The organism is Thalassobaculum sp. (assembly GCF_965223715.1).
Lineage (GTDB): Bacteria > Pseudomonadota > Alphaproteobacteria > Thalassobaculales > Thalassobaculaceae > Thalassobaculum.
Genome location: NZ_OZ245012.1, coordinates 290,734 through 315,570, shown reverse-complemented (window position 1 = coordinate 315,570; position 24,837 = coordinate 290,734). Strand labels below are relative to the sequence as shown.

19 protein-coding genes are annotated in these 24,837 nt (G+C 69.5%); 10 read left to right on the top strand and 9 right to left on the bottom strand.

Annotated features, from left to right (window positions below; genetic code table 11):
* Window positions 1-19: 19 nt before the first annotated feature.
* The gene (locus ACOQOP_RS01465) at window positions 20-3,163 is read right to left on the bottom strand and encodes an AsmA-like C-terminal domain-containing protein (protein ID WP_420564538.1); all 3,144 of its coding nucleotides are present in this window, start codon (window positions 3,161-3,163) and stop codon (window positions 20-22) included.
* 135 nt (window positions 3,164-3,298) lie between these two features.
* Between ACOQOP_RS01465 and ACOQOP_RS01460 the strand changes: the two genes are divergently transcribed.
* On the top strand, window positions 3,299-6,253 hold the full coding sequence (locus ACOQOP_RS01460; RefSeq protein WP_420564537.1) for a bifunctional [glutamine synthetase] adenylyltransferase/[glutamine synthetase]-adenylyl-L-tyrosine phosphorylase: 2,955 nt from the start codon (window positions 3,299-3,301) through the stop codon (window positions 6,251-6,253).
* A gap of 15 nt (window positions 6,254-6,268) precedes the next feature.
* Here ACOQOP_RS01460 and ACOQOP_RS01455 read toward each other — a convergent pair whose 3' ends face one another.
* Entirely contained in the window at window positions 6,269-6,469 is a 201-nt protein-coding gene (locus ACOQOP_RS01455; RefSeq protein ID WP_420564536.1) for a hypothetical protein, read from the bottom strand.
* Window positions 6,470-6,667: 198 nt separating this feature from the next.
* Between ACOQOP_RS01455 and ACOQOP_RS01450 the strand changes: the two genes are divergently transcribed.
* A complete protein-coding gene (locus ACOQOP_RS01450) occupies window positions 6,668-7,732 on the top strand; it encodes a TauD/TfdA family dioxygenase (protein ID WP_420564535.1) in 1,065 nt (354 codons plus the stop codon).
* A 460-nt stretch (window positions 7,733-8,192) separates the two neighbouring features.
* Here the strand turns inward: ACOQOP_RS01450 and ACOQOP_RS01445 are convergent, their stop codons facing one another.
* Window positions 8,193-8,579 carry a DUF427 domain-containing protein gene (locus ACOQOP_RS01445; RefSeq protein WP_420564534.1) on the bottom strand — a complete coding sequence of 129 codons (387 nt, stop codon included), beginning with the start codon at window positions 8,577-8,579 and terminating at the stop codon, window positions 8,193-8,195.
* A 164-nt stretch (window positions 8,580-8,743) separates the two neighbouring features.
* Between ACOQOP_RS01445 and ACOQOP_RS01440 the strand changes: the two genes are divergently transcribed.
* Window positions 8,744-9,655 carry a dihydrodipicolinate synthase family protein gene (locus tag ACOQOP_RS01440; protein ID WP_420564533.1) on the top strand — a complete coding sequence of 304 codons (912 nt, stop codon included), beginning with the start codon at window positions 8,744-8,746 and terminating at the stop codon, window positions 9,653-9,655.
* The gene (locus ACOQOP_RS01435) at window positions 9,652-10,356 is read left to right on the top strand and encodes an alpha/beta fold hydrolase (RefSeq protein WP_420564532.1); all 705 of its coding nucleotides are present in this window, start codon (window positions 9,652-9,654) and stop codon (window positions 10,354-10,356) included. Before ACOQOP_RS01440 ends, ACOQOP_RS01435 begins: the two co-directional genes overlap by 4 nt.
* 181 nt (window positions 10,357-10,537) lie before the next feature.
* Here ACOQOP_RS01435 and bcp read toward each other — a convergent pair whose 3' ends face one another.
* A complete protein-coding gene (gene bcp, locus ACOQOP_RS01430) occupies window positions 10,538-11,005 on the bottom strand; it encodes a thioredoxin-dependent thiol peroxidase (protein ID WP_420564531.1) in 468 nt (155 codons plus the stop codon).
* Window positions 11,006-11,202: 197 nt separating this feature from the next.
* Between bcp and ACOQOP_RS01425 the strand changes: the two genes are divergently transcribed.
* From ACOQOP_RS01425 to ACOQOP_RS01415, 3 genes are all read left to right on the top strand, one after another.
* The gene (locus tag ACOQOP_RS01425; RefSeq protein ID WP_420564530.1) at window positions 11,203-12,801 is read left to right on the top strand and encodes a glucan biosynthesis protein; all 1,599 of its coding nucleotides are present in this window, start codon (window positions 11,203-11,205) and stop codon (window positions 12,799-12,801) included.
* Window positions 12,802-12,863: 62 nt separating this feature from the next.
* Window positions 12,864-15,335 (top strand): ligase-associated DNA damage response DEXH box helicase, encoded by a 2,472-nt coding sequence (locus tag ACOQOP_RS01420; protein ID WP_420564529.1) that lies wholly within the window; start codon window positions 12,864-12,866, stop codon window positions 15,333-15,335.
* Between the two features lie 131 nt (window positions 15,336-15,466).
* Window positions 15,467-15,916, top strand: a complete 450-nt coding sequence (locus ACOQOP_RS01415) for a GNAT family N-acetyltransferase (protein WP_420566507.1) — start codon at window positions 15,467-15,469, stop codon at window positions 15,914-15,916.
* Here the strand turns inward: ACOQOP_RS01415 and sugE are convergent.
* The 5 genes from sugE to ACOQOP_RS01390 form a co-directional block, all read right to left on the bottom strand.
* Window positions 15,913-16,233 carry a quaternary ammonium compound efflux SMR transporter SugE gene (gene sugE, locus ACOQOP_RS01410; protein ID WP_420564528.1) on the bottom strand — a complete coding sequence of 107 codons (321 nt, stop codon included), beginning with the start codon at window positions 16,231-16,233 and terminating at the stop codon, window positions 15,913-15,915. The genes ACOQOP_RS01415 and sugE overlap by 4 nt on opposite strands.
* 461 nt (window positions 16,234-16,694) lie before the next feature.
* Complete coding sequence (locus tag ACOQOP_RS01405; protein WP_420564527.1) at window positions 16,695-17,456, bottom strand: fumarylacetoacetate hydrolase family protein; 762 nt, start codon at window positions 17,454-17,456, stop codon at window positions 16,695-16,697.
* Window positions 17,457-17,489: 33 nt separating this feature from the next.
* On the bottom strand, window positions 17,490-18,713 hold the full coding sequence (locus tag ACOQOP_RS01400; RefSeq protein ID WP_420564526.1) for a CCA tRNA nucleotidyltransferase: 1,224 nt from the start codon (window positions 18,711-18,713) through the stop codon (window positions 17,490-17,492).
* Between the two features lie 10 nt (window positions 18,714-18,723).
* Entirely contained in the window at window positions 18,724-19,398 is a 675-nt protein-coding gene (locus ACOQOP_RS01395) for a CoA pyrophosphatase (protein WP_420564525.1), read from the bottom strand.
* Window positions 19,395-19,967 (bottom strand): DUF1285 domain-containing protein, encoded by a 573-nt coding sequence (locus ACOQOP_RS01390; protein WP_420564524.1) that lies wholly within the window; start codon window positions 19,965-19,967, stop codon window positions 19,395-19,397. The genes ACOQOP_RS01395 and ACOQOP_RS01390 overlap by 4 nt, the downstream gene beginning before the upstream one ends.
* Before the next feature lie 173 nt (window positions 19,968-20,140).
* Between ACOQOP_RS01390 and ACOQOP_RS01385 the strand changes: the two genes are divergently transcribed.
* Genes ACOQOP_RS01385 through ACOQOP_RS01375 form a run of 3 tightly spaced genes read left to right on the top strand, consistent with a single transcriptional unit; the run spans window position 20,141 to window position 24,828 of the window.
* Window positions 20,141-21,169, top strand: a complete 1,029-nt coding sequence (locus tag ACOQOP_RS01385; protein WP_420564523.1) for an AAA family ATPase — start codon at window positions 20,141-20,143, stop codon at window positions 21,167-21,169.
* Window positions 21,170-21,179: 10 nt separating this feature from the next.
* Complete coding sequence (locus ACOQOP_RS01380; RefSeq protein WP_420564522.1) at window positions 21,180-22,037, top strand: DUF58 domain-containing protein; 858 nt, start codon at window positions 21,180-21,182, stop codon at window positions 22,035-22,037.
* Window positions 22,038-22,050: 13 nt separating this feature from the next.
* On the top strand, window positions 22,051-24,828 hold the full coding sequence (locus ACOQOP_RS01375) for a DUF4159 domain-containing protein (RefSeq protein WP_420564521.1): 2,778 nt from the start codon (window positions 22,051-22,053) through the stop codon (window positions 24,826-24,828).
* Window positions 24,829-24,837: the final 9 nt, after the last annotated feature.

Here is a 24,837-nt window from a genome sequence, read left to right as displayed (position 1 = left end):
GAACGCGGCGAGCCGGGCCTCAGCGGGTCCGGCTCTCGTCCTGTTCGGTGCCAGGCGGCGGCGTCCAGGTTGCCGGGCCCTCCGACGGATGATTGGCGGAATCCAGGATGTCGCGCAGGAAGCCCGGGGCGAGCGCGGTCAGCGGATTGACCGTGATCTGCGGGTTCTCGAGCGTGCCTGAGACCGCGAAGGACGTGGCCAGCAGACCCTCCCCCTCGCCGCCGGTCAGCAGCTCGCCGATCACCGGCACGACGTCGATCAGCCGCGACAGGGAATAGGCCGGCGCGATCAGCCCTTCGACATCGATCACCTCCGACTGCCGTCCGAGGGTGCCGTTGATCTTCAGCCCGAGGCCAGGCCCGTAGGCGACTCCGTTGTCGATGCGGATGGAGTCCCGTGCCAGGGCGATATGCGCCGTCGCCCGGGCGAAGCGGATACCGTCGCCGGCCAGGGTGTCGAACAGCCCGGTGAGGGAAGCCACCGACAGGAGCTGGGCGAAGACCGGCGCATCGACGACGCGGAAGTCGTCGATCCGAACGGCGAGGTCCATGGCGTCGTCGAGCCCATCGCCGATCAGTTCGCCGTCGACCCGCAGCCGGCCGCCGCGGATGGAGTCGGCGATGCCGAAGGCCCGCAGGAAACTGCCGGCATTGTTGGTGGCGACGGTGACCAGGCGGCGGTTCTGGGCCGGCTGCACCATCAGGCGTATCGGATCGCCGTTCAGGTTGCCGGTGACGCTGAGGTCCTCGATCCGGGCCCCGGTCTGACGCACCGCCAGGGTGCCCGCCGTCAGACTGATGTCCTGAAGCAGGTGCAACTGGTCGGCGACGAAGCGCGCCTCCACCTTCTGGCCGTCACCGGCCGGCCCGCCGGTGCCGCCCTCGTCCGCGCCGTCGAGGATCGGGATCAGGTCGATGACCGGCCCCTCCATGGCGATCCGCAGACTCCCGTCAGGTCCGCTCTCGACGCGGCCGGCGGCCTCGGTCCGACCCAGGCGGAAGGTGGACAGCGAGGTGATCGCCCCACCGCGGACCGGAAAGTCCACGCCACCGGCGGCATAGAGCGTGCCGGCGCGGAACTCGAAGCCGGGGATGGCCAGCACGTCCTCATTGCTGCGGGTCACCTCCAGGCGGACGATGCCCGTGGTGTTGGCCGGCTTGGACCACGCAAGGTCGGGCACCGTCATCGAGGTCGCCTGCAGGTCGCCGTCGATGATCGCCGTCAGATTGCCCGACACGTCCGTCGTCACCGCGGCCACCAGCGCGACAGGCCCGGCCGCATAGGCGCTGAGGTCCAGACCGAAGGTGGCAAACTTCGACACGTCGGCGGTGGCTGTCAGGTTCGAGCGCGACCGGAACGGCCCGTCGGACTGGAACCGCTCCTCATGGGTCAGGGTCACCGGCACGCCGCCGAGCTGGGCATTGCCGGACAGGGACATGCCCGACGCGGTGAGGTCGAGCGCCAGGTCCCCGTCGGTCAGCGGCTCGCCGCGCAGCACGTCGGGGATCACCGCCTTCTTCAGATTGGCGGAGACCGCGATGCCGATATCCTCCACATCCAGGGTCCGCAGCAGCGGAATCTCCAGATCCAGGCGCGCCCCGAAGGTGCCGGCCGTCTTCTTCGCCTCCAGGCCGATCTCGCTGGGATAGCCGAGCGGCTCGCGGTCGATCAGCTCCAGCGCTTCGCGGGCCGGACCGCGGACGCGAACCGCCACATGGGCGGTCTCTCCGGTGTCCTGGTCCAGATTGACCAGGGCGATGTCCGAGGACTCGACCATCAGGTTCCCCAGATGGCCGCCGGTCACGGTGATGTTCATGCTCTTCGCGTCGAACGTGGCCGAGCCATTGGTTTCCAGGACCGGCGGCAGCGGCCGGAAATAGTGCGTCTCCACCCCTTGGAAATCGATCGTGCCGGAGAGGGTGTCCAGCTCGTTGATGGCCGGATCCGTGCTGTCGACCCAGCCCTCGGCGCGTAGGGTGGCGCTGGTGACCTGCCCGTTGACCAGGTTCTCGGTCACCCATTCGCGGGCGCCGTCGGACACGTCGGCCGGCCAGAAATCCTTGATCGAGTTGACCGCGAAATTGGTCACCGCCGCATCGACGATCAGCGCGTAGCCGGCCCGGTCGCGGCTCGCCCGCGCCTTCACCGCCAGCAGCGCCTGCTCGATATCGAGCGAGCCGTCGGCGGAGACCCATTCGGCGTCCGGCGCCACGTTCAGCGTCAGGCTGCCGCCGGCGACCGTCAGCGGCTCGGGATTGACCTCCGGGAGGAGGACCTGGCCGGCGCCGAGGGTCAGCCGGGCATTGCCGCCCATCCCGCTGCCGTCCAGGGAGGTCTCCAGCTCCACGGTGCCCGATACCGGCAGGTCGAGGCCCGACAGCCGGCCGAGCCGGGGCTCCAGGGCCGCCACCGCCGCCGGCTGAAGTGCCTCGAAGCGCATCTCGGCACTGACATGGTCAGTCTCCGGGCGGTACTCGCCGGACAGGGAGATCGGCGTCGGCTCTGCGTCCGGCCATTCGGCGCGCCCGCTCATGCGGAAGCTCATACCGCTGGAGACCAGCTCGATTCCGCCGGACACGTTGGTGAGCGTCTGGGTCCGCGCACGGGCGTCGTCGACCAGCCGGACCCGGGCGCCGCGCACCTCCGCCGCACGTAGATAGCGCAAAGTCCCGCTTCCCGACCGGTCGTCCAGCATCGAGCGGAGCACCGCACCGACATCGACCGGGGCGCTTGCCTCGCCGCTCTCGTCGTTGGGCGTGAGCGTCCAGTTGCCGTCAGCCCCTTTGACCGCAGTGACGGTCGGGTTCAGCACATCGATCCGCTTCGGTGCCAGGCGCCCGGCCAGCAGCGCCTCGGGACTCAGCGCCACCGAGATCGCGCCGATCCGCGCCCGTACCGCGCCGTCCCGCCCGAGCACCACCACATCCTCGGCCACGACGTCGAAGGCCCGGTCCCAAGTACTCATCTGCAGGCTGGCGCTGCCGATGCGGGTCATGATGCCGGAATCGGGGTCGCTCAGCGCCTCGGACAGGTGCGGACGGGCCCAGTCGATCTCGATCGGACCATCCGACAGCCGCCAGGCGAACGCACCGATCCCGACGATCGCCACGACCACCAGGGCGATGAGGATTTCCAGAAAAAGAACCGTGGTGCGTCGTATCAAAAGCAGGTCGTCCGGATCGCTTGAACCAATGTTTTTCCTATCATGAACGCTGGAACTGTACGACCGGGCGACTTGACCGCAGGCGCGTGAACTCCGCACTCTCACGATGTTTCCATGATTTGACCAGAGTCCGGTGTGTCGTATTCCCTCATTCCTCGGATCGTCCCGATCGCCATTGATTCCGAGGCCGCCGGAGTCGGCCTGGAACGCTGCCGGGAACGGCTCGCCGACCTGACCGACAGCCTGGAGTCGGACCGCGCCGCCGGCATGCTCGACGACGGGGCCTGCCGCTCGCTGATCGAGGGCATTGCCGTCCACTCCCCCTACCTGACCCGCGAGATCGTGCGTGAGCTGGCCTTCACCGGCGCCATCTTCGCCGATGGGGTCGATGCCGCCATGGCCCGGATCTGGAGCGACCTGGACGCCGTCGACCCGCGGGGCGACACATCGGCGATCATGAAGTCCCTGCGGGTGGCGAAGCGCCGGGCGGCGCTCACGATCGCGCTCGCCGACATCGCGGGCCTGTGGAACCTGATAGAGGTCACCGGCGCGATCTCGGAGATCGCCGAACGCACCCTCGCCGTGTCCTGGCGCCATGCCCTATACGAGGCGATCCGGCGCAAGAAGCTGCCGCTCAGCGACGAGGGCGACTTGATCGAGGGCTCCGGCCTGGTCTGCCTCGCCATGGGCAAGCTGGGCGCGCGCGAGCTGAACTACTCCAGCGACATCGACCTGATCGCCCTGTTCGACGACACCCTGCCCGTCTATGCCGACCACATGGAGCTGCGCCACGCCTTCGTCCAGGCGACCCAGACCATGGTCAAGCTGATGGAGGAGCGCTCGGCCGACGGCTACGTGTTCCGCACCGACCTGCGCCTGCGCCCCGACCCCGCCTCCACACCGCCGGCAATTTCCCTGACGGCGGCGGAGACCTATTACGAGAGCATGGGCCAGAACTGGGAGCGCGCCGCCATGATCAAGGCGCGGGCGGTGGCCTCCGACGGGCCGTCGGCGGCCGAATTCGCCTCGGCCATGACGCCGTTCATCTGGCGCCGCCACCTGGATTTCGCGGCGATCCAGGACGTGCACTCGATCAAGCGGCAGATCGCCGTCCACCGGAAGGCGGCGGTGGTGAAAGCCGAAGGCCAGAACGTGAAGCTGGGCCGCGGCGGGATCCGAGAGATCGAGTTCTTCGCCCAGACCCAGCAGCTCATCTGGGGCGGGCGCGACGCAAGGCTGCGGGTGCGCGGCACCGAGGATGCGCTGAAAGCCCTGGTCGAGGCCGGCCGCGTGCGCGAAGAGGTCGCCAGCGACCTGAAGCTCTCCTACCGCTTCCTGCGCAAGGTCGAGCACCGGCTGCAGATGATCGAGGACAAGCAGACCCAGGAACTGCCCCAGGATCCTGCGGCCCTGGACAAGTTCGCCGCCTTTCTCGGCTACGAGGACCCCAAGGGTTTCCGCGGCGACCTCGCCCACCATCTCCACACCGTGGCCTATCATTACGGCCGCCTGTTCGAGGAGGCTCCGGCCTTGTCCGTTCCGACCCGCGAGGCGGGCAGCCTCGTCTTCACCGGAAGCGAGGACGACCCCGACACCCTGAAGACCCTGAAGCAGCTCGGCTTCACCGATCCCTCGGCCGTCGCCGAGACGGTGCGCGGCTGGCACCGGGGCCGCACCCGCGCCACCCGCAGCGAGCGGGCCCGCCAGATCCTCACCGAGATCACCCCGGCCCTGCTGGAGGCGGTCGGCCGCATGCCGCAGCCGGACCAGGCGTTCCGCCGGCTCGACCGGTTCCTCGACGCCCTGCCGTCGGGTGTGCAGATCTTCAGCCTGTTCCACGCCAACCCGAACCTGATCCAGGTGGTCGCCGAGATCCTCGGCATGGCGCCGTCGCTCGCCGGTCAGCTCGGCCGCGAGCCGGCCCTGTTCGAGGGCATTCTCACCCACGACGTTCTCCAGCCGCTGCCGGACGCCGCGACCCTGACGAAGGAGCTGGAACGGCACCTGGACGCCACCGACGACTACGAGCTGGCGCTGGACGTGACCCGGCGCTGGACCGGCGACCGGCGGTTCCAGATCGGCGTGCAGATCATCCGCTCGCACCTGGACGCCGACCGAGCAGGCACGACCTATTCGGACGTTGCCGACGCCACCATCAACGCCCTGTTGCCCTGGGTGGAGCGCGACTTCGCCCGGCGCCACGGTCACCTGCCGGACCTGGAGCAGCCGGCCCTGGCAGTGATCGCGCTCGGCAAATACGGCGGCCGCGAGCTGAGCTACGGCTCGGACCTGGACCTGGTCTTCCTGTACGATGCGCCGCTGGACGTGGAGTCCGACGGGGACAAGCCGCTCTACACATCGGCCTACATGATCCGGCTGGGCCAGCGGCTGATCTCGGCGCTGAGCGCCAAGACCGCCGAGGGCGCGCTCTACGAGGTCGACATGCGCCTACGCCCGACCGGCAACAAGGGCCCGGTCGCCATCAGTATGGAGGCCTTCCAGAAATACCACGACGAGGATGCCTGGACCTGGGAACGCATGGCCCTGACCCGAGCCCGGGTCGTCGCCGCTCCCGACGCGCTGAAGGAGCGGATCGAAGACTGCATCCGCCACATCCTGACCCAGGAGCGCGACCCGAAGACGCTGGCCCAGGAAGTGGCCGACATGCGCGAGCGCACCGCCAAGGAGCACAAGGCGGACAGCCCCTGGACCGTGAAGCACTGGCGCGGCGGCCTGCTGGACCTGGAGTTCATCGCCCAGTTCCTCCAGCTCCGTCACGCCCACGCGCACCCCAGCGTGCTGGACGGCAATACCGCGAACGCCTTCTTGAAGCTCGGCGCCGCCCGGATTCTGCCGGAGGACGAGGCGGCCTTCCTGTCCAACTCGGTCCATATCTGGCGCAACATCCAGGGCCTGCTGCGCCTGACCGTGGGCAACGAGTTCGACCCGGAGACCGCCCCGGAAGCGTTGAAGGCCCGGCTGGCAAAGACCAGCCGCGCGATCGACTTCAACACCCTGGAACGGGTGATCGAGAAGATGAGCGCAGTAGTGATGCGGACCTACGACCGCTACGTGGTGCACGGCAAGTAGGGCGCCCCCGCCGGATCATTCGCCGTTATGGGCCCGCTTCGCTGCCAGGTTCTTGCGGGTCAGCTGTGCGGCATGGTCCTCGGCCTGACCGAGGCCGCCCTGCATCTTCCGGCTGCCTCCCGCGAACAGTCCGGAGATGCCCCAGGAGAACAGCGCTGCCGCGCCGACGCCGAGAGCGATGATGATGAAGGCGGCGGTAATCTGCAGTCCGGACACGCTGGCTCCAAGGCTTGGGCACCCACCCCGCCGCACGCGACGGATCGGGACCGTTCATTCAATGGCCGGGACCTAATCACGGTGTCGGTTAAGAAAGGCTCTGCCGAACTGGTAAAGGGCCGATAACCACGATCAGAAGCCCCGATGACCTCCGCTGCCGATCGTCCTAGAGTCGGGGAACAATCACAGGAGGACATCATGCAGGCTGAACCGATCAAGGGTCGGTGCGTGTGGACCGGCGCCGATCTGGAAGCGACGGGCGACTGGCTGCGCACCTGGCCGCAGGACGCGTTTCCCGCCATCGACGCGGCCCTCGCCCGTGCCAAGGCGAGCGGCAAGCCCCTCACCGAGGTGACCGCCGCCGACTTCCCGCTGCCGGGGCTGAAGGCGTTCTTCGCCGACGTGCTCGACGAGTTGGAGGACGGGCGCGGTGCGGTCCGCATCACCGGCTTCCCGGTCGACCGCTACGAGCAGGACGAGCTGCGGCTGATCTTCTGGGGCATCGGCCAGCATCTGGGCACCCCGGTGAACCAGACGGCGTTCGGCGAGATTCTGGGTGAGGTGCGCGACGAATCCCACGACGACGGGCGCGTCACCCAGCAGCTCGCCGAGCACCGCACCGGGTCCGACAAGGTGCTCGCGTCCCGTGCCCGGGCGCGCTCGACCGGCCCGCTGCGCTTCCACACCGACCGCTGCGACGTGATCACCCTGTTCTGCGTCGCCAACGGCATCGACGGCGGCGTCAGCAAGCTCGCCAGCATCCCGCATATCCACAACACCATCCTGGCCCGGCGGCCCGACCTGCATGCCCTGCTGATGCAGGACTACTGGCGCTCGCGCCCGGCCGACGAGGATGGCGAGACGCTGGACAAGGTCTTCGCCCTGCCGGTCTTCGGCGTGCGCGATGGCAAGATCACCAGCCAGTATTCCCGCACCTATGTGGAGCAGGCCCAGGAGACCTCATCGGTCCCGCGGCTGACCGCCGCCCAGAACGAGGCGCTCGACATGCTGGCGGAGGTGGCGGAGGAGAGCTGTCTGCATTCGGCCTTCGCGCCGGGGGACATCCAGCTGCTGAACAACCACGTGGTCTATCACGGCCGCACCGCCTACGCCGACGACCGTGCCTCCGGCCAAATGCGGTGCCTGCTGCGGCTGTGGCTCAGCGTGGCCAACAGCCGAGCGCTGCCGGAGGGATACGAGGTGCTCTGGGGCTCGACCGCGCCGGGCGCGCTGCGCGGCGGCGTGGGGCAGGCGGCGGGGTAACGCCGTTGGTTGAACAGCGGAAACCTTAACTTGAACAGCGGAAACCTTCACTCCCCGGCCTTGTGCCGGGGCCTACCCCGGGGAGCGCGCCCAAGGCGTGCAAAGGCTCTGCGTCGCTGCGGCGAGCGTCGCCGTAGGTCCCGGCACAAGGCCGGGAAGTGCGGATAAGGATATAGAACCGCCCCTCGGAAAAGGGGCCGCTGGATCGCCGGAGATTTCCGCCTACCCCTCCCGCAAGCGTCGCCCTCGGTTCTTAGACAGCCCCCCCGGAAGGCGAAAAATAGTCGAGGTAGCATGCGCCTCTTCCCTCTTCCGCCGTCTTCCCGGGCTTGCCCCGGGATCTAGAAGAAGTGCCGCTGGAGCGTTTGGGAACTCCTCCCGCCGCTCCGGCAAGCGTTACCCTCGGTCCCGGCACAAGGCCGGGAAGACGGAGAAGAGGAAGCGGGACAGGCGCCGCCGCCTACACCTCCCGCACCTCCACCTTGTCGCCGTAGAACGCCACGTGCTTGGCCAGGGCTGCGCATTCGTCATACGGCAGGTCGTAGGACCATGCCGCGTTCTCGGCCTTGGTCCCGCCGGCGCTGATCGACCAGTAACTCGCCTTGCCCTTGTAGGGGCAGTAACTCGACCGCGCGGTCGGGGTGAAGGCGTCGGCGCGGGTGTCCATCATCGGCACGTAATAGACCGGTGCGTGACCGGTCTCCTCGCACAGAAGCGCGGCACTGCTGTCGGCGACCGTCTCGCCGCCGAGGATCACCATCACCCGCTTACCCACCGGGGTCAGGCACACCTGGTGCTCCGGCTTCTTCACGAAACCCGGGGCGGGGTTGGATCCGGTGACGGCCATGACATCCTCCTTGGGTTGGCTACCGCCAGTTTGGCCCCCTGCGCCGCGCCCGCAAGGGCCAAGAGCGCCCATTGCCAGCCACTCACGCAGCCGTGCATCCTCACCGCCAAGGCGCCCGTCGCATTCCCAGAGCGCCACACGACAAGACATTCGGGAGGAACACGATGGCCGATCCGCACGGACAGGGCCGGTTTCACGGCATCTACCCCATGCTCTATGCCCTGTTCGGCGCCGACGGCGCGCTCGACCGGGGCGCTAACGACGCCCAGGTGGCGGCCTGCATCGCCGGCGGCGTCCACGGGCTCGCGGTCGGCGGCCTCGCCAGCGAGTGCAACAAGCTGACCGTGGAGGAGCGGCGCGACCACGCACGCTGGACCCTGGAGGCGGCGGCCGGAAAAGTGCCGGTCAGCGTCACGATCTCCGACAACACGGTCGGCGGCCAGATCGAGAGCGTGAAACGCGCTGCGGATGCCGGGGCCGCCTGGGCGGTGCTGCAGCCGCCGCCGGTCAAGTCGGCGAGCGAGGAGGAGTTGATCCGCTTCTTCGGCGCCGTCGCCGACGCCGCGCCCATCCCCATCGGCATCCAGAACGCGCCGGAATACATCGGCATCGGCCTGTCCAATGCCGGACTGATCGAGCTGAACCGGCGCCATCCCAACGTGTCCGTCCTCAAGGCCGAAGGCACGGGCCTGTATATCGGCCGGCTGGCGGAGGAGGCTGGCGGCGCCTTCACCCTGTTCAACGGCCGCAACGGCATCGAACTGCTGGACAGTCTGCGCCACGGCTGCGCGGGGCTGATCCCGGGGGTGGAGGCCTGCGACGTGGAGAGCCGGATCTACGATCTCCACAGCGCCGGCCGCACCGGCGAGGCCGACCGCGAGTTCCGTGAGATTCTGCCCCTGCTGCATTTCCTCATGCATACGATCGACCATCTGCTGTGCTACGGAAAGCGCCTGGCCGCGAGGCGCATCGGGCTCTCCGATGTGCACGACCGCGGCCCGGCCCAGGCCCCGCATCCCGTGGGGATGGCCATTCTGGATCACTGGTCCCGCGACCTCGGGAGGCTCGGACAATGACCACCTTCGTTCTCGTTCACGGCGCATGGCATGGCGGCTGGTGCTGGGTCCGCGTCGCGGAAAAGCTGCGCGCCGCCGGCCACACGGTGTTCACCCCCACCCTCACCGGGCTCGCCGACCGCTCCCACCTGATGAGCCCGACGATCAGCCTGATGACCCATATCAAGGATGTGGTCGGGCTGCTGAACTGGGAGGAGCTGAGCGACGTGGTGCTGGTCGGCCATTCCTATGGCGGCGTGGTGATCACGGGTGCCGCCGACCGGGCCGTCGGCCGGGTGAAATCGCTGATCTATCTCGATGCCCTGGTTCCGGCCCATGGCCAGAGCGCGATGGACGTCCGCCGTCCCGAGCAGGTGGAGGCGTCCTTCGCCGCCGCCAAGGCCAAGGGCAATGGCTGGCGGATCCCGCCGACCACGGCGGCGACCTTCATGGTGAACGAGGCCGACCAGGCCTGGGTCGACAGCAAGTGCACCGACCTGCCGCTCGCCTGCTTCACCGAGCCGCTGTACCTGTCCGGTGCGATCGACGAGATCAAGACCCGCGTCTACATCCGCGCCGCCGGCTACCCGGCGCCGCAGTTCGACGTGACGTTGGAGAAGTTCCGGGACGAGGACTACGACACCTACGCGGTCGATTGCGGCCACGACGTGATGGTGGACGCGCCGGAGGAACTGACCGAGATCCTTATTAAGTACGCGTAACGGTAGGTTGGAGCGCCCCGCACTCCCCTCCCCGTCATCCCGGACGGCCCCGTCCCGGATTTAATCCGGGATTGATCCGGGGGCGGGTCGGGACCTAGCGGCACCGGCAGGTCTGGGTCCCGGCCGAGCTCCGGGTCGAGCCCGGACCTCGCCGGGATGCCGGATGAGGGGAAATGGGTGCCTACAGCTCCTTCGCCGCCGCCAGCACCTCCTCCACATGCCCCGGCACCTTGACCTTGCGCCAGACGCCGCGGATCACGCCGTTGCCGTCGATGAGGAAGGTCGACCGCTCGATGCCCATCGACTTCTTGCCGTACATGCTCTTCTCCACCCAGACCCCGTAGGCCTCGGTCACGGCTCCGGTCTCGTCGGCGCCCAGGGTGAACGGCAGGTCGTATTTGGCCTTGAACTTGTCGTGCTTGGCCACCGTGTCGCGGCTCACGCCGATGATCTCGACCCCGCCCGCGCCGGTGAAATCCGGCAGCGCGTCGCGGAAGCCGCAGGCTTCCTTGGTGCAGCCCGGCGTGTCGTCGCGCGGGTAGAAATACAGCACCACCGGCTTGCCCTTGAGCGTCGCCAGCGACACCTCGCCGCCGCCATCGGTCGGCATGGTGAAATCGGGGGCCTTGTCACCCACATTCAGGCTCATCGATCGGGTCTCCTGCTGGTTGAGCGGTCACAGATGTCGGTCGAGGGGCGCCCCTGTCAATCGGCGACCGCTCGGTCCCGACGAATGGCCGTCGAGCGACGGCGCTGGCGGAATAACCCGGCGCCCGGGGGGTCTGAACCCGCGATGCGCACACCGCCAGTGCGCGCCCTGCTGGAACGGTTTGGAGAAGCAGTCTGATGAACTCTCGGTCGAACGACAGGCGCTGGTTCCTGCGGACCACTGCCGCCGCGTCGGTGATGGCGCTCACCCCGCTTCCCTCCCTGGCCCTGGCGGGCATGCATGGTCCCGATTTCGGCAAGTCGACGCCGTTCGACGCCGAGACCCTGGTCCGCCGCGCCGCCGAGATGGCCAAGCAGCCCTTCACCCAGCGGCAGAGCCCGGCGCCCGAGATCACCCCGGCGATCGACTACCAGACCCACGGTGCGGTCCGGTACGACCGGGACAAGGCCCTGTTCGGCAAGGCGGGCGGCTCCTTCCCGGTGACCTTCTTCCCGCTCGGTACCTATTTCCCGCGCCCGGTCTCGATCCATGCGGTCAGCGGCGGCGCCTCGGCCCCGGTGCTCTATGCCCCGGAGCTGTTTGACATCCCCGAGGGCAACCTGATCGGCCAGTTGCCGCGCGACGCCGGCTTCGCCGGTTTCCGCATCCACGAGGACCGCGACCGCGACGACTGGCGGACCCAGGACTGGGCGGCCTTCCTCGGCGCCTCCTACTTCCGGGCGATCGGCGCGCTCGGCCAGTACGGCATCTCCGCCCGCGGCATCACGATCAACACCGCCACGGCCGGGCCGGAGGAGTTCCCCGACTTCACCGAGTTCCATTTCGAGCCCGATGCCGGCGGACCGAACGGCATGCGCGTCCACGCCCTGCTCGACGGGCCCAGCGTCACCGGCGCCTATAGCTTCGACCTGCACCGGGACACCGGCGTCCTCATGGAGATCAGCGCCCGGATCTTCCTGCGCCAGGACGTGGAACGGCTCGGCATCGCGCCGCTGACCTCCATGTACTGGTATTCCGAGCGCAAGACCGACGACGCCCCGGACTGGCGCCCGGAGGTGCACGATTCCGACGGCCTGGCGATCTGGTCGGGCAGCGGCGAGCGGATCTGGCGGCCGTTGAACAACCCGGAGACGGTGGTGACCTCCAGCTTCCAGGAGGCGACCCTCAAGGGCTTCGGCCTGCTGCAGCGCGACCGCGAGTTCGAGCATTACCTGGACGGGGTGAACTACCACCTGCGCCCGAGCCTCTGGGTCGAACCCCTGGGCGACTGGGGGGCGGGCTCGGTCCAGCTCGTTGAGATCCCGACCGACGACGAGATCCACGACAACATCGTCGCCCAGTGGACTCCGGCGGCTCCGGCGAGCAAGGGGTCGGACTACGCGTTCCGCTACCGCCTGCATTGGGTCGATGAGGAGCCCTACCCGACGCGTAACGTCGCCCAGGCGGTCGCCACCCGCGCGGGCCGCGGCGGCGAGCCGGGCCAGCCCCGGCCGGAAGGAGCGACCCGCTATGTGGTCGATTTCGACGGCGGCCCGCTGCGCCCGGATCTGACCGAGGACGAGATCACCGCCAAGGTGGAGGCCAAGGCCGGCAAGATCCTGCGCGCCCGCGGCGAGCCGGTGCCCCATACCGAGCGCTGGCGGATGGTCCTGGACGTCCTCCCGGACGGTCCCGACCCGGTGGAGATCCGCGGCTACCTGGAACGCGACGGCGAGCCGCTGACGGAGACCTGGCTGCACCAGCACCGGCCGGGGAGCGAGTTGCGCGGGGGGTGATGGTCCCGGCGTAGGTGGCCCGACGATTGCCCCCTCGCCGGCCCGCCCCACATACTCCTGCCATGAACCACACCCCGCCCCTGCCCGCCCTGCCGCCCGCCTTCGAGGCGTGGTTCGCGGCCAAGGGCTGGGCGGCCCACCCCCATCAGCTTGAGATGCTCGCCGCCGCCCGGGCCGGGCGGTCGGCACTGCTGATCGCGCCGACCGGCGGAGGCAAGACGCTGGCCGGGTTTCTCGCCTCGCTGGTCGAACTCGCCGAGGACCCGCGCGAGGGGCTGCACACGCTCTACATCTCGCCGCTGAAGGCGCTGGCGGTCGATATCCACCGCAACCTCACCGCCCCGATCGAGGAGATGGGTCTCGCCGTCACAGCGGAGACCCGCACCGGCGACACGCCGTCCTCCAAACGCCAGCGCCAGCGCCGCAAGCCGCCGCATATCCTGCTCACCACGCCGGAGAGCTTCGCCCTGCTGCTGTCCTATCCCGACGCGGGGGAGATCTTCGCGGGCCTGCGCTGCGTCGTGGTGGACGAGCTGCACGCACTGGCCGGCACCAAGCGCGGCGAGCTGCTGGCCCTGGCGTTGGCAAGGCTGGCGGCTCTGGCGCCGGAGGCCCGGCGGGTCGGACTGTCGGCCACCGTCGCCCATCCGGCGGCGCTGGAGGCCTATCTGTCAAAGTCCGGCCGGGCGCCGGCTGACGACGTCACCGTGGTGCGCGGCGGCGAGGCGGCCCAGGCGGAGGTCAGGATCCTGTTGCCCGGGGGCGAGAAGGACGAGGACCGCCTGCCCTGGGCCGGGCATATGGGGCTCTACGCCATCGACCGGATCTACGCCGCCATCCAGGCGCACAAGACCACGCTGGTCTTCGTGAACACCCGCGCCCAGGCCGAGCTGATCTTCCAGGCCCTCTGGCACGCCAACGAGGACCACCTGCCCATCGCCCTGCACCATGGCAGCCTGGCGGCAGAGCAGCGGCGCAAGGTGGAGGCGGTGATGGCCCGTGGGGGGCTGCGCGCCGTCGTCGCCACCTCCTCGCTCGATCTCGGCATCGACTGGGCCGCCGTCGACCTGGTGCTGCAGGTGGGCGCGCCCAAGGGCACCTCGCGGCTGCTGCAGCGCATTGGGCGGGCCAACCACCGGCTGGACGAGCCCAGCCGCGCGCTGCTGGTCCCCGCCAACCGGTTCGAGGTGCTGGAATGCAAGGCCGCCCTCGACGCCATGCGGGCGGGCGAGCTGGACGGCGATCCGCCGCGGCCCGGCGGGCTCGACGTGCTGGCCCAGCACGTGCTCGGCACCGCCTGCGCCGCCCCGTTCGATCCGGCGGATCTCTATGCTGAGGTGATCACCGCGTCGCCCTATGCCGATCTCGACCGCGAAACCTTCGACGCGGTGGTGGAGTTCGTGCGCACCGGCGGCTACGCGCTGAAGGTCTATGACCGGTTCCAGCGCATCCGCCCCAACGCGGACGGCCTGCTGGAGGTCGCCGACAAGCGGGTGGCGCAGTCCTACCGCATGAATGTCGGCACCATCGTCGAGGCGGTGACCGTGAAGGTGCGGATGGGCCGCGGCCGCATCCTGGGCGAAATCGAGGAGTATTTCGTCCAATGGCTCCGTCCGGGCGACACGTTCCTGTTCGCCGGCCGGCTGCTGACCTTCCAGGGCATGCGCGAGAACTTCGTCGACTGTACGCCCGGCGGCGAGGGCGAGCCCGCCGTGCCGGCCTATATGGGCGGCAAGCTGCCGCTGACCACCCAGCTCGCCCACCGGGTGCGGAGCATGCTGGAGGACAGCGCCTCCTGGCCGACCCTGCCGGGACCGGTGGAGGAATGGCTGGAGCTGCAGCGCTGGCGCTCGGTCCTGCCCAAGGCGGACAGCCTGCTGGTGGAGACCTTCCCCCGGGCCGACCGGGAATACCTGGTCGCCTACACCTTCGCCGGGCGCAACGCCCACCAGACCCTGGGCATGCTGCTGACCCGCCGGATGGAGCGCATGGGGCTGGGGCCGCTGGGGTTCGTCGCGACGGACTACGTGATCGCGGTGTGGTCGGTGAAGGCCTGCGACGACGTCGACACCCTGTTCGACCAGGACATGCTGGGCGACGACCTGGAGGAGTGGATGGCGGAATCCTCGCTGCTGAAGCGCACCTTCGGCAACGTCGCCGTCATCGCCGGGCTGATCGAGCGCAAGCTGCCGGGCCACGAGAAGACCGGCCGTCAGGTGACCTTCAACGCCGACCTGATCTACGATGTGCTGCGCAAGCACCAGCCGGATCACATCCTGCTGCAGGCCACACGGGAGGATGCGGCGCGCGGTCTGACCGACATCCGCCGGCTGTCCGACCTGCTGGTCAGCGTGCAGGGCCGGATCGTCCCCCGGCGGCTCGACCGGGTGTCGCCGCTTGCGGTGCCGATCCTGCTGGAGGTCGGCAAGGAACAGGTCGCCGGGGGGGCGATCGAGGCGCTGATGGACGATTTCGCCGAGACCCTCATCGAGGAGGCGATCGGCGGGGAGATGCAGGGCAGCCTGCAGATTTAGAGCACGATCGGATCAGATCAAAATGATCTGATCCGTGAATCGTCCTCTAAACTATTGAATAGAGAGCAAATTGACACGATCAGGTTAGATCTGATCGTGTTTGCTCTCGGGGGGAGATCACCGTGTCCGTCATGAAGCTGCGGCCGGCTGGCGAGGCCGACATCCAGACGCTCGCGGTGCTGAACCGCCAGCTTCTCGACGACGAGGGGCACCCGTCCAACGTCTCCGTGCCTGAGCTCATCGAGCGGCATCGGGACTGGCTCGGTACCGGCGAGTGGACCCAGGACATCCTCGAGGTCGACGGCCACGTGGTCGGCTACATCGTCCACGGCCTGAACCCCTACCCGCTGGACCCGGAGGTGCCGGAACGGTTCATCCGCCAGTTCTGCATCGACCGCGCCTACCGCCGCCACGGCCTCGGGCGGGACGCGTTCGAGCTGTTCATGGAGATGCGCCTGGAGCCGGGCGGCCGGGTCACCCTGGACGTGCTGGAGAGCAATCCGGCCGGCCAGGCGTTCTGGCAGGCGGTGGGCTGCCGCCCCTTCTTCCACCGGCTGGAGGCGTTCCGGCCGCTGGATTAGCCGGGGGTGGACAGCTTCATCAGGACGATACCGGCGACGATCAGCAGGGCGGCCGCCACGCGCAGGGCGTTGACCGCCTCGCCCAGGAACACGATGCCGACGACAAAGGCGCCGACAGCGCCGATCCCGGTCCAGACCATGTAGGCCGTACCCAGTGGCAGCGACCGCATCGCCCAGGCGAGCAGGCCGAAACTGGCGAACATGGCGGCGAGCGTGACGATCGATGGGCCGAGCCGGGTGAACCCGGCCGACTGTTTCATGGAAAAGGCCCAGACGATTTCGAACAGGCCGGCGACGGTCAGAATGATCCAAGGCATGGCAGCCTCCTCTCGGTGGACTGCCGGGCCGTCCCGGACTTGTACCCCATGGCGGGGGAGGACGTGGCCTCTGGAGGAGGAGATATACAGCGTGGGGCGGGGAGGTCAAGGATGCTGCCGCTCTTTCTCCTCTCCCCTTTCCCACTCCCCGGATTTGTTCCTCCCCGGATTTATTCCGGGGCCTACGCCCGGATCCGCATGAACATTTCAAACCCCCTTCAGGCGGATGAGTGGGCCCCGGAATAAATCCGGGGAGTGATTGGGGGGGTGGAGGTGGAAGAGATCAAGCGAAAGGCCCGGCGCCGACCTCCCTTCCTCTTCGCTTTTCCCCTCTCCGCACTCCCCGGCCTTGTGCCGGGGCCTACGCCGAAACTCGCGCGAACCTCGCACAGCTCCCGCCTGCGGATCCGCTCGCCCCGGAATAAATCCGGGGAGTGCTGGATCGTGGATGGGAACCGGGCCTACCCCGCCGCCACCTCGACACTGACCGAGCCGATGCCCGGGACCGTCACCGTCGCCGTCTCGCCTGCCTCGGCCGGGATCACGCCGACCCAGGAGCCGGTGATGATCACATCGCCCTTCTTCAGGCCGCGGGCCGCCATCTCCGGGCCCCAGCCGGCCATGTGGTTGACCATCCAGGTCGGCAGCCGGTTCATGTCCTGGCCCGGATAGTTCGCACCCGGCACCTCCACATGCACCGTGCCCATCTCGAAGATCACCTTCAGGTCCTCGACCTTCACCCCCGTCGCCTTCCGACCGACGGCGGAGACCACCGTGCCGCCATTGGCCTGGAAATCCGCCATGGCGGCCAGCGGCGGGATGTTCGGCCATTCGACGATGCGCGGCTCGACGATCTCGATGGCGGCGGCAAGGCCCTCCATCGCGTCCAGCACCTCGTCCTGGCTCAGGCCGTGGTCGCAGGGCAGGTCGCGGCCGACCACCATCGCCACCTCCGCCTCCAGCCAGAGCGGCCGTTCGGCGGTGGTGATGATGCGGGTGTGGTCGCGGAACACGGTGTCGGTCGCCAGGGGGGCCGCTGTCGGCTCGCCGGTGCGGCCGGAGGCGCCGACCTTGAAGCCGGCGACGCCGAGACCGAGACCGGCCAGGGTCTCCGCCTGGGCGGCGAAGGCGGCGGCGCGGTCCGCCGGGACATCCTGCGGCAGCGAGATCCGGGCGCCCGAACTGCGGGCCTCGATCATCGCGGCGGCGAAGGGGCTGGTCATCGTCTCATCCTCCCTATGACGCCCTCTGGCGTCTTATCCACGCTGTGACGCCAGACGGCGCAATTCCGACCGGCAGGCCTCCGCGTCTGCGGCGAAGTCCCCCATGATCCACCACGCCTCCACCTGACGCAGCAACTCTCCGACCCGCGGCCCCGGCGCGATACCGAGGCCGGTGACGTCGCCGCCGCCCAATGGAAAGACCGGCGGCGTCCAGGACCGGGCCGTGACCAGGTCCGCGGACACATCCTCACCGGTTTCGGCCGCCCGCAGCAATCGGGCATCGGTGAACGGCTGCGCTCCCAACCGATAGATCGCGGCACGTCGTGCAGCCTCGTCCGACGGGGCGTCCCCCGGTGTGGCCAGGGCGACTGTCATCCGTCTGGCCTCGGCGTTGGACAGCCGAAGCCGCTCGGCGACGGTTTCCGCCGCGTCCGGCTCCGCCACCAGCGCCGCCAGACGGCGCAGCGGGTCGGCGTCCAGCCGATGATCCCGTTCCAGCCGGATCAGCGCCACCGCCCGGCCGGCATCGACCGGTCCGTCCCACAGGTGCCGGGCCACGCCGACCTCCGCCATAGTGACCAGCACGTCGCCGGCGCGGCAGGCGACCAACAGACGGGACAGCTCCTTCCAGATCCGCTCGCCGGACAGCCGGGCCATGCTCGGCGCCAGAGCGCCGCAGGCTGCGAGCCCGTCGGCATCCAGCCCGTCGCTTCCATAGGCGGCGTGGAAGCGGAAGAAGCGCAGGATGCGCAGCACATCCTCGCGGATCCGGGTTTCCGCCTCGCCGACGAAGCGGATGCGCCGGGCCCGCGCGTCGGCAATGCCGGAGCCGGTGGGATCGTACAGCGCGCCGTCGGCGTCGAGATAGAGCGCGTTCAGGGTGAAGTCCCGGCGGGCGGCGTCCTGCGCCCAGTCGTCGGTGAAGGCGACCACGGCGCGGCGACCGTCGGTCTCCACGTCCCGGCGCAGGGTGGTGACCTCCACCGGCTCGCGGTCGAAAACGACGGTGACGGTGCCGTGCTCAATCCCGGTCGGGATCGCCTTCAGCCCCGCTTGGACGCAGAGGTCGAGGGTACGCTGGGGCGTGGCGTCGGTGGCGATGTCGAAATCGGTGACCGGCAGGCCGAGCAGGTGGTTGCGCACCGCCCCGCCGACGAAGCGCCCTCGATACCCGCCGCCGGAGAGCACGGACAGCACAGCGGTAGCCGCCGGATGGCGCATCCACTCGGCGACGGCGATGGTCTCGGCCGGTTCCATGGATCTGCGCTCAGCGCTCCGCGGCGGCGTGCATGACGTCGGACAGGTTGACCAGCATGCCGGCGGTCGCGCCCCAGATGTAATAGTGCTGATAGGGCAGCACGAAAAAATGCCGGGTCGTGCCCTGCCAGGTCCGGCTGTGCCGCTCCTGGTTGGCGCGGTCGAGCAGGAAGGACAGCGGCACCTCGAAGATCTCCGCCACCTCGATCGGACAGGGGGTGAGGTCGAGCGGCGGGCGCAGGAAGCCGATGATCGGGGTCACCGAATAGCCGGTGCGGGTCACATAGGTGTCGAGCCGGCCGACGATCTCCACCTGGCTGCGATCCAGCCCGATCTCCTCCTCGCTTTCGCGCAGGGCGGTCTCGGTATGGCTTGAATCGTCCTCCTCAACCCGGCCGCCGGGGAAGCTGATCTGGCCCTTATGGACCGGTAGGTCGTCGGAGCGGCGGGTCAGCAATACGGTCAGGTGGCCGTCATGCTGCACGATCGGCACCAGGACCGCCGCCTTGCGCGGGTCGGCGGGAACGGCCATGCCGGGGTTGAGGTCGTGGTCGCCGCGGTAATGGATGATCGGCGACACCGCGTGGGGCAGGCCGTCCGTCAGCCGCCCCTTGGCCGCGCCCAGGAACTGGCGTCGGAACGCCTCGTGACTGTCCGGAATCTCCAGTTGTGCTGCGTCGCTCACTCGGCCCTGCCCAGAGGAAAGAACTCCCCGCCACTCCATACACCGAGAACACCCGAGCCGTCCGCGCTCTCCACCGCCATCTCGGCGAGCCGGTAGTAGGTGGCCCGGTTGATCAGCGCTTCCAGCCCGTCGCGCACCATCACATAGGGGGCCGGCTCGCCCGTCTCCCGATCAGTATCGAGACGAATCGGATGATCCGGTCCGGCCACCACGGTTTCGTCAAGATTGGTGCGGAAAGTCAGGGTCGCATCCGGTCCGGCGGTCTCGCCCGGCGGGTCCAGGTCCACGTCGACGGCGACGAAGGGCGCGTCGTCCACATGGATGATCCCCCGCTCCACCGGGGTGACGAGCCAGAACCGGCCCTCGTCGTCCCGGCGCAGGACCGTGGAGAACAGTTTGACGAGAGGCAGGCGTTGGATCGGCGAGTCCAGATAGTACCAGGTCCCATCCCGGCCGATGCGCAGGCCGAACTCGCGCGGCGCGTCGGAATCCGTGCTGGAAATCGTATCCGGGCCACTACACGAATCGTTGTGCTGGTCGGAAGGCCCCTTGTGCGCAGCCTCGGTCACGCTACGCTCAATTTCATGGATGGACCGAACGCTGTCTTGCCCCATGTCTCTCATGTCCGCTTCTGGCGTGCATCGACCCGGCCGCGTTCGTCGTCACTCATTCCAGACGCCGTCGGCCGGTTCGGGTCGGACGCGATCGGAAGCCGCGCCCCTGCAAAGGAAATATAGCCGCGATGAGCGATACCACCACCCTTGACCCCCGAGCGACCGGTATTCCCAAGGACGGCTCCGCCTTCATTCAGGAGATCGAGACGCTCGCCGACACGCTGACCACCGTGCGCAGCGGGGTGGCGAAAGTCATCTTCGGCCAGCAGGACGTGGTCGACCAGACCCTGGTCACCGTGCTGGCCGGCGGACACGCCCTGCTGATCGGCGTGCCGGGTCTCGCCAAGACCCGCCTGGTGGAGACCCTGGGCATCGTGCTCGGCCTCGACGACAAGCGCATCCAGTGTACGCCCGACCTGATGCCCTCCGACATTCTCGGCTCGGAAATCCTGGACGAGGATGCCGACGGCCGGCGCAGCTTCCGCTTCGTCGAGGGCCCGGTCTTCGCCCAGCTTCTGATGGCCGACGAGATCAACCGCGCCAGTCCCCGCACCCAGTCGGCGCTGCTGCAGGCGATGCAGGAGCACAGCATCTCGGTCGCCGGACACACCCACGCGCTGCCCAGCCCGTTCCACGTGCTGGCCACCCAGAACCCGCTGGAACAGGAGGGCACCTATCCGCTGCCCGAGGCACAGCTCGACCGCTTCCTGCTGCAGGTCAGCGTCGGCTATCCGGACATCGACGCCGAGCGGGCCATGCTGCTGGCCACCACCGGCGCCGACGAGGCGAAGCCGAAGCAGGTGCTGAGCGCGGCCGACCTGCTGCGTGCCCAGAAACTGCTGCGCTACCTCCCCGTGGGCGAGAGCCTGGTGGAGGCGATCCTCGGCATCGTGCGCTCTGGCCGGCCCGACAGCAGCGAGATCGAGGCGGTGCGCCGTCACGTCTCCTGGGGCCCCGGCCCGCGCGCCAGCCAGGCGCTGATGCTGGCGATCCGGGCCCGCGCCGTGCTGGACGGCCGTCTCGCGCCGTCGATCGACGACGTTCTGGAACTCGCCTATCCGGTGCTGCGCCACCGCATGGCGCTGAACTTCGCCGCCCGGGCCGAGGGGGTCTCTCTGGACTCGGTGATCGACAGCCTCTGCGCCCCCTATCGTTGACGGAGCCCTGATGCGGCAACAGGCCCAGGACCTCGCGGCGACCCTGCCCCCGCTTCTGGTGGCGGCGCAGCGCGTGGCCCATACGGTTGCACCGGGCGCCCATGGCCGCCGCCGGGCGGGGCTCGGCGACGATTTCTGGCAGTTCCGGCCCTACCAGCCGTTCGACGCGGTGCGCAGCATCGACTGGCGCCGCTCGGCCATGGGCCAGACCACCTTCGTGCGCGAGCGCGAACAGGCGACGGCGCAGACCGTCCATCTTTGGCGCGACGCCTCGCCGTCGATGCGCTGGCGCTCCGACCGCAACCTACCGGAGAAGCGCGAGCGGGCGACCCTGCTGGCCATGGCGCTCGCCGTGCTGCTGATCGAGGCGGGCGAGCGGGTCGGGCTGGTGGGCGAGCAGATCGCGCCGCGGAACGGTCGTCCCGCGCTCGAGCCGCTGGCGGCCCTGCTGTCGATGACCTCGGACGCCGCCGGATCGCTGCCGGTCTACGAACCCTTGCCGCGCCACGGCACCGCCGTGCTGATCGGCGACCTGTTCGACCCGCTGACCGAGATCGACGCCCTGGTGAGACGCTGGTCGTCGGAAGGCATCCGCGGCCACATCCTGCAGGTGACCGACCCGGCGGAGGAGAGCTTCCCGTTCCGCGGCCGGGTGCGGTTCGAAGGGCTGGAGCAGGAGCTGCCCCAGTTGCTCGGCCGGGCCGAACGGGTGGCCGACGACTATGCCAGCCGCTTTGCCGCCCACCGCGCCGGCCTGGAGGAGATCGCCCGGCGCGCCGGCTGGAGCTTCGCCCATCACACCACCGACCGACCGGCGGAGGCGGCCCTGCTCGCGCTCTACGCCGTGATCGCCCAGCGACCGGATTGAGGGACGTGCTGCGATGCTGACCCTTGGCCCCATCGCCTTCGCCGTTCCCTGGGCGCTCGCCGCCCTCGCCGCCCTGCCCGTGCTGTGGTGGCTGCTGCGGGTCATCCCGCCGGCGCCCAAGCGCATCAGCTTCCCGGCGATCCGCCTGCTGGAAGGGTTGAAGCCGGAGGAGGACACGCCGCACTCCACCCCGTGGTGGCTCCTGCTGCTGCGTCTGCTGATCGCCGCCCTGGTGATCCTGGCGATCGCCCGGCCGCTGATCCCCTCGGGCACGGCGATCCCCGCGGGCGGTCCGATCCTGCTGGTGTTCGACGACGGCTGGTCCTCGGCCCGGGATTTCGAGGCGCGGCGCGACCGTGCCCTGCGCATCCTCGACCAGGCGGAGCGCGAGAACAGGGCCGTCGCCCTGCTGACCACCGCCGATCCGCTGCCGGGCCAACGGCGCGAGGTCGACCTGTCCCCGGCCGGCGCCCTGCGCTCGACCCTGGGCGCGCTGCAGCCGAAGCCCTGGGGACGGAACCTGGAGTCCGTCGGCGCCGTACTCGACGCCGCCAGCCTCGCCCCCGATACGACCGTGGTCTGGCTGCGCGAGGCCGTGGAGGCTCCGGGGGCGGAGGCCTTCGGCGAGCGGCTGGCGCAGATCGGCCCGGTGGTGGTGGTCGACAACCCCGATGGCGGGCCGATCTGGCTGGACGACCCCGACCCGGCGGAGCTGAACCTGACGGCGGAGCTTCGGCGCGGCAGCGACATCGGCGAACGCAGCGTGGGCGTGCGCGCCATTGCCGAGGACGGCCGTGTGCTGACCCGCCAGAGTGCGGTCTTCGAACCCGATACCGACCAGCTCACGGTGACCCTCGACCTGCCGACCGAGCTGCGCAACGACGTGGCGAGGCTGGAGGTGGAGGACGAGAACACCGCCGCCTCCGTATTCCTGATGGACGAGCGTTACAAGCGCCGTCCCGTCGGTCTGGTCTCGGCCCGGGACTTCGAAGGCTCTCAGCCGCTGCTGGACGATCTCTACTACCTCGACCGGGCGCTCGATCCGTTCACCGAGGTGCGGCGCGGCGACATCAATACCCTGCTGGAGCGTGATCTGGCGGTCATGGTGCTGGCCGATGCCGGCGGGCTGACCTTCGAGCAGCGCCAGCGCCTGGAGGGCTTCCTGGATGCCGGCGGCGTGGTGCTGCGCTTCGCCGGCGAGCGGCTGGCCGCCTCCGGCGCCGACGAGGGTGCTGACAGCCTGCTGCCGGTGCGGGTGCGCCGCGGCGACCGCACCCTGGGCGGGGCGCTCTCCTGGTCGCGGCCGGAACCGCTGGCGCCGTTCGATGCCGGCAGCCCCTTCGCCGGGCTGGACGTGCCGGACGACGTGACCGTGTCGCGCCAGGTGCTGGCCGAGCCGTCGATCGACCTGGGGGAGAAGACCTGGGCCCGGTTGCAGGACGGCACGCCGATCGTGACGGCGGAGCGCCGGGGCGAGGGCTGGCTGGTGCTCGTCCACACCACCGCCAATGCCGACTGGAGCAACCTGCCGCTGTCCGGCCTGTTCGTCGCCATGCTGCGGCGGATCGTGGCGCTGAGCCAGGGCATCGGCGGGTCGAGCGAACGACCGATGCCGCCCTATGCCCTGCTGGACGGGTTCGGCACGCTGGGCGGCCCCGTCTCCGGCACCGAGCCCCTGCCCTCGGCGGCGGCGCGCGCGGAACTCGGCATGCCGCCGATCGGACCGCGCCATCCGCCGGGCTTCTACGGCGACGAGAGCGCGCGGGAGGCACTGAACCTCGGCCCGTCGCTGGACGGGACCGTGCTCGTCTCGGCCGTGCCGGACGGCGCTGCGCGCCAGCCGCTGGAGGCCGGGCGCGATACCGAGCTGCAGGGCTGGGCCTTCGCGCTCGCCCTGCTTCTGGCGATCCTCGACACCCTGATCGGCCTCGCCCTGCGCGGCCTGCTGACCGGCCGTCTCGCCACCGCCGGCGGCCGGGGTGCAGCAGCGTTCCTGCTGGCGGCCGTGCTGATGGCACCAGGCAGCGGCCAGGCCCAGCAGCCGCGGCAGCAGCCGACCGACCCGGAGATCTTCGCCCTGGAAGCGGCGGCGGAGATGCGGCTGGCCTATGTGCTGACCGGCGACAGCTGGATCGACGGCATCAGCCATGACGGGCTGGCCGGGCTGAGCGACGAGCTGACCCGGCGCACGGCGGTCGAGCCCGCCCCGCCCTTCGGCGTCGATATCGAGAGCGACGAGCTGGCGTTCTTCCCGCTGCTCTACTGGCCGATCACCCGGGAGCAGCCGGAGCTGTCGGGAACCGCGGTGGCGCGGGTGAACGACTACATGCGCAACGGCGGCATCATCATCTTCGACACCCGCGACCAGTACGAGGTGACCGTGCCGGGCGCGGCCGGCGGCTCGGGCCTGCGGCGGCTCGCCCAGCTCAGCCAGAGCCTCGACATCCCGCCGCTGGCCCCCGCCTCCGAGGATCACGTTCTGACCCGGGCCTTCTACCTGCTGGACGAGTTTCCCGGCCGCTATGTCGGCGGCACGGTCTGGCTGGAGGACGAACGGGTACGCTCCTCGGACACAGAGGTCTCGCCGGTCATGGTCGGCAGCCACGACTGGGCCGGCGCCTGGGCGCGCGACCAGCAGGGTCGCCCGCGCTTCCCGGTGGTGCCCGGCGGCGAGTTGCAGCGCGAGATGGCGACCCGGTTCGGCATCAACCTCGTCATGTACGCCCTGACCGGCAACTACAAGGCGGATCAGGTTCACGTGCCGTCCATCCTGGAACGGCTGGGACAGTGAGGCGGATGC

Bases quoted from the DNA above. Each gene is read 5' to 3' on its own strand.
- ACOQOP_RS01450 (WP_420564535.1), top strand. From the start codon at position 6,668: ATGCAGGCTGAACCGATCAAGGGTCGGTGCGTGTGGACCGGCGCCGAT.
- ACOQOP_RS01445 (WP_420564534.1), bottom strand. From the start codon at position 8,579: ATGGCCGTCACCGGATCCAACCCCGCCCCGGGTTTCGTGAAGAAGCCG.
- ACOQOP_RS01440 (WP_420564533.1), top strand. From the start codon at position 8,744: ATGGCCGATCCGCACGGACAGGGCCGGTTTCACGGCATCTACCCCATG.
- ACOQOP_RS01435 (WP_420564532.1), top strand. From the start codon at position 9,652: ATGACCACCTTCGTTCTCGTTCACGGCGCATGGCATGGCGGCTGGTGC.
- bcp (WP_420564531.1), bottom strand. From the start codon at position 11,005: ATGAGCCTGAATGTGGGTGACAAGGCCCCCGATTTCACCATGCCGACC.
- ACOQOP_RS01425 (WP_420564530.1), top strand. From the start codon at position 11,203: ATGAACTCTCGGTCGAACGACAGGCGCTGGTTCCTGCGGACCACTGCC.
- ACOQOP_RS01420 (WP_420564529.1), top strand. From the start codon at position 12,864: ATGAACCACACCCCGCCCCTGCCCGCCCTGCCGCCCGCCTTCGAGGCG.
- ACOQOP_RS01415 (WP_420566507.1), top strand. From the start codon at position 15,467: ATGAAGCTGCGGCCGGCTGGCGAGGCCGACATCCAGACGCTCGCGGTG.
- sugE (WP_420564528.1), bottom strand. From the start codon at position 16,233: ATGCCTTGGATCATTCTGACCGTCGCCGGCCTGTTCGAAATCGTCTGG.
- ACOQOP_RS01405 (WP_420564527.1), bottom strand. From the start codon at position 17,456: ATGACCAGCCCCTTCGCCGCCGCGATGATCGAGGCCCGCAGTTCGGGC.
- ACOQOP_RS01400 (WP_420564526.1), bottom strand. From the start codon at position 18,713: ATGGAACCGGCCGAGACCATCGCCGTCGCCGAGTGGATGCGCCATCCG.
- ACOQOP_RS01385 (WP_420564523.1), top strand. From the start codon at position 20,141: ATGAGCGATACCACCACCCTTGACCCCCGAGCGACCGGTATTCCCAAG.
- ACOQOP_RS01380 (WP_420564522.1), top strand. From the start codon at position 21,180: ATGCGGCAACAGGCCCAGGACCTCGCGGCGACCCTGCCCCCGCTTCTG.
- ACOQOP_RS01375 (WP_420564521.1), top strand. From the start codon at position 22,051: ATGCTGACCCTTGGCCCCATCGCCTTCGCCGTTCCCTGGGCGCTCGCC.